This is a genomic window from Microbacterium sp. LEMMJ01 (genome assembly GCF_002114135.1).
Taxonomy (GTDB): domain Bacteria; phylum Actinomycetota; class Actinomycetes; order Actinomycetales; family Microbacteriaceae; genus Microbacterium.
This window is the reverse complement of sequence record NZ_NCTV01000004.1, coordinates 1-3,473: the sequence shown is the minus strand read 5'-3', so window position 1 is coordinate 3,473 and position 3,473 is coordinate 1. Positions and strand designations below refer to the sequence as shown.

The following is a 3,473-nucleotide window of genomic DNA, read 5'->3' as shown; positions in this document are numbered from 1 at the left end:
GACTCTGGGCCCTACAAGGTTACTGACGTCAGCCCAACTCCGAATGCCGGTAAGTGAGAGCGCAGCAGTGAGACTGTGGGGGATAAGCTTCATAGTCGAGAGGGAAACAACCCAGACCACCAACTAAGGTCCCAAAGCGCGTGCTAAGTGGGAAAGGATGTGGAGTTGCTCTGACAACCAGGAGGTTGGCTTAGAAGCAGCCACCCTTGAAAGAGTGCGTAATAGCTCACTGGTCAAGTGATTCCGCGCCGACAATGTAACGGGGCTCAAGCACGCCACCGAAGTTGTGGCATTGACATTATTGGTAGGCCTTCGTGGTCCAGCCGTGTTGATGGGTAGGAGAGCGTCGTGTGGCCAGCGAAGCGGCGGTGGAAACCAGCCGTGGAGGCTACACGAGTGAGAATGCAGGCATGAGTAGCGAATGACGTGTGAGAAACACGTCCTCCGAAAGACCAAGGGTTCCAGGGTCAAGCTAATCTTCCCTGGGTAAGTCGGGACCTAAGGCGAGGCCGACAGGCGTAGTCGATGGACAACGGGTTGATATTCCCGTACCGGCGAAGAACCGCCCAAGCTAATCCAGTGGTGCTAAACGTCCGAGCCTTCACATCGTTGCCTTCGGGTGACACCGTGGAGGGGAGCACGTGACCCCATGCTGGTGCGGTTAGCGTATTAACAGGTGTGACGCAGGAAGGTAGTCCAAGCCAGGCGATGGTTGTCCTGGTGCAAGTGCGTAGGCCGAGTCGTAGGCAAATCCGCGACTCATACAGGCTGAGACACGATGCGGATAAAAAGTGGATGATCCTATGCTGCCGAGAAAAGCATCGACGCGAGGTTCTAGCTGCCCGTACCCCAAACCGACTCAGGTGGTCAGGTAGAGAATACCAAGGAGATCGAGAGAATCGTGGTTAAGGAACTCGGCAAAATGCCCCCGTAACTTCGGGAGAAGGGGGGCCTTCGACGTATTAGGACTTGCTCCGAAAGCGTTTGGAGGCCGCAGAGACTAGTGGGTAGCGACTGTTTACTAAAAACACAGGTCCGTGCCAAGTCGCAAGACGATGTATACGGACTGACGCCTGCCCGGTGCTGGAAGGTTAAGAGGACCGGTTAGCCGCAAGGCGAAGCTGAGAATTTAAGCCCCAGTAAACGGCGGTGGTAACTATAACCATCCTAAGGTAGCGAAATTCCTTGTCGGGTAAGTTCCGACCTGCACGAATGGCGTAACGACTTCCCAACTGTCTCAACCGCGAACTCGGCGAAATTGCATTACGAGTAAAGATGCTCGTTACGCGCAGCAGGACGGAAAGACCCCGTGACCTTTACTACAGCTTGGTATTGGTGTTCGGTGTGGCTTGTGTAGGATAGGTGGGAGACTTTGAAGCGGTGACGCCAGTTACCGTGGAGTCATTGTTGAAATACCACTCTGGTCACTCTGGATATCTAACTTCGAACCGTAATCCGGTTCAGGGACAGTGCCTGGTGGGTAGTTTAACTGGGGCGGTTGCCTCCCAAAAAGTAACGGAGGCGCCCAAAGGTTCCCTCAACCTGGTTGGCAATCAGGTGGCGAGTGTAAGTGCACAAGGGAGCTTGACTGTGAGACTGACAGGTCGAGCAGGGACGAAAGTCGGGACTAGTGATCCGGCAGTGGCTTGTGGAAGCGCTGTCGCTCAACGGATAAAAGGTACCTCGGGGATAACAGGCTGATCTTGCCCAAGAGTCCATATCGACGGCATGGTTTGGCACCTCGATGTCGGCTCGTCGCATCCTGGGGCTGGAGTAGGTCCCAAGGGTTGGGCTGTTCGCCCATTAAAGCGGTACGCGAGCTGGGTTTAGAACGTCGTGAGACAGTTCGGTCCCTATCCGCTGCGCGCGTAGGAAGTTTGAGAGGATCTGACCCTAGTACGAGAGGACCGGGTTGGACGAACCTCTGGTGTGTCAGTTGTTCCGCCAGGAGCACCGCTGATTAGCTACGTTCGGGATGGATAACCGCTGAAAGCATCTAAGCGGGAAGCCGGCCTCAAGATGAGACTTCCATACCTTCGGGTGAGAGGCTCCCAGCCAGACTACTGGGTTGATAGGCCAGATGTGGAAGCACGGTAACGTGTGCAGCTGACTGGTACTAATAAGCCGATGACTTGATAACACACCGTTTGTTGGTGCTTGCGTCCACTGAGTGGTTCTCGATGTACGGTCGAGAACTACCTTCAACAATGATTCATCATTGCTTTAGGTTTGATTGAAACATCAATAGTGTTTCGGCGGCCATAGCGTGAGGGAAACGCCCGGTCACATTCCGAACCCGGAAGCTAAGCCTCACAGCGCCGATGGTACTGCAGGGGGGACCCTGTGGGAGAGTAGGACACCGCCGGACTCCTTTTAGTCGAAATGGCCACCCATCGTTGGGTGGCCATTTTGCGTTTACAGCACGAAGAGAACAGGGAGCACCATGCCGGAAGAGGAAGAGCGCCGTCCACGTCGCAACGACGACAGGAACCAGCGCAACGATCGTCCTTCCGGAGGTCGCCCCGTCTACCGCGACGGCGCATCTCGCTCCGGCGACCGCGGCCCGCGTCGTGAGGGCAGCTACAACCGTGACAGCGGTGCCCCGCGTCGCGAGGGTGGTTACAACCGCGACAGCGCTCCGCGTCGCGAGGGCGGCTACGACCGTAATGGTGGTGCGCCTCGTCGCGAGGGCGGCTACAACAACCGTGACGGTGCTGCCCCCCGCCGTGAAGGCGGCTACAACCGTGATGGTGCTCCGCGTCGTGAGGGCGGTTACAACTACCGTGACGGTGCTCCGCGTCGTGAGGGTGGCTACAACAACCGTGACGGTGCTCCGCGTCGTGAGGGTGGCTACAACAACCGTGACGGTGCTCCGCGTCGTGAGGGTGGTTACAACCGCGATGGTGCTCCGCGTCGTGAGGGTGGCTACAACAACCGTGACAGCGCTCCGCGTCGCGAGGGTGGTTACAACCGCGATGGTGCGCCCCGTCGTGAGGGTGGCTACAACAACCGTGACGGTGCTCCGCGTCGTGAGGGTGGTTACAACCGCGATGGTGCTCCGCGTCGTGAGGGTGGCTACAACAACCGTGACAGCGCTCCGCGTCGCGAGGGTGGTTACAACCGCGATGGTGCGCCCCGTCGTGAGGGTGGCTACAACAACCGTGACGGTGCTCCGCGTCGTGAGGGTGGTTACAACCGCGATGGTGCTCCGCGTCGTGAGGGTGGCTACAACAACCGTGACAGCGCTCCGCGTCGCGAGGGTGGTTACAACCGCGATGGTGCGCCCCGTCGTGAGGGTGGCTACAACAACCGTGACGGTGCTCCGCGTCGTGAGGGTGGTTACAACCGCGATGGTGCTCCGCGTCGTGAGGGTGGCTACAACAACCGTGACAGCGCTCCGCGTCGCGAGGGTGGTTACAACCGCGATGGTGCGCCCCGTCGTGAGGGTGGCTACAACCGTGACGGTGGTGCGC

1 protein-coding gene and 2 rRNA genes are annotated in these 3,473 nt (G+C 58.3%); all 3 read left to right on the top strand.

Features of this window, described 5'->3' with window-relative positions; all coding sequences use genetic code 11:
• Positions 1–2,140: ribosomal RNA gene (locus tag B7W94_RS00070) — 23S ribosomal RNA — on the top strand; the annotation flags it as partial.
• Between the two features lie 111 nt (positions 2,141–2,251).
• Positions 2,252–2,368 (top strand): 5S ribosomal RNA (gene rrf / locus B7W94_RS00065).
• 229 nt (positions 2,369–2,597) lie between these two features.
• On the top strand, positions 2,598–3,473 hold an 876-nt coding region (locus B7W94_RS00060; protein ID WP_216353847.1), incomplete at its 3' end, for a hypothetical protein.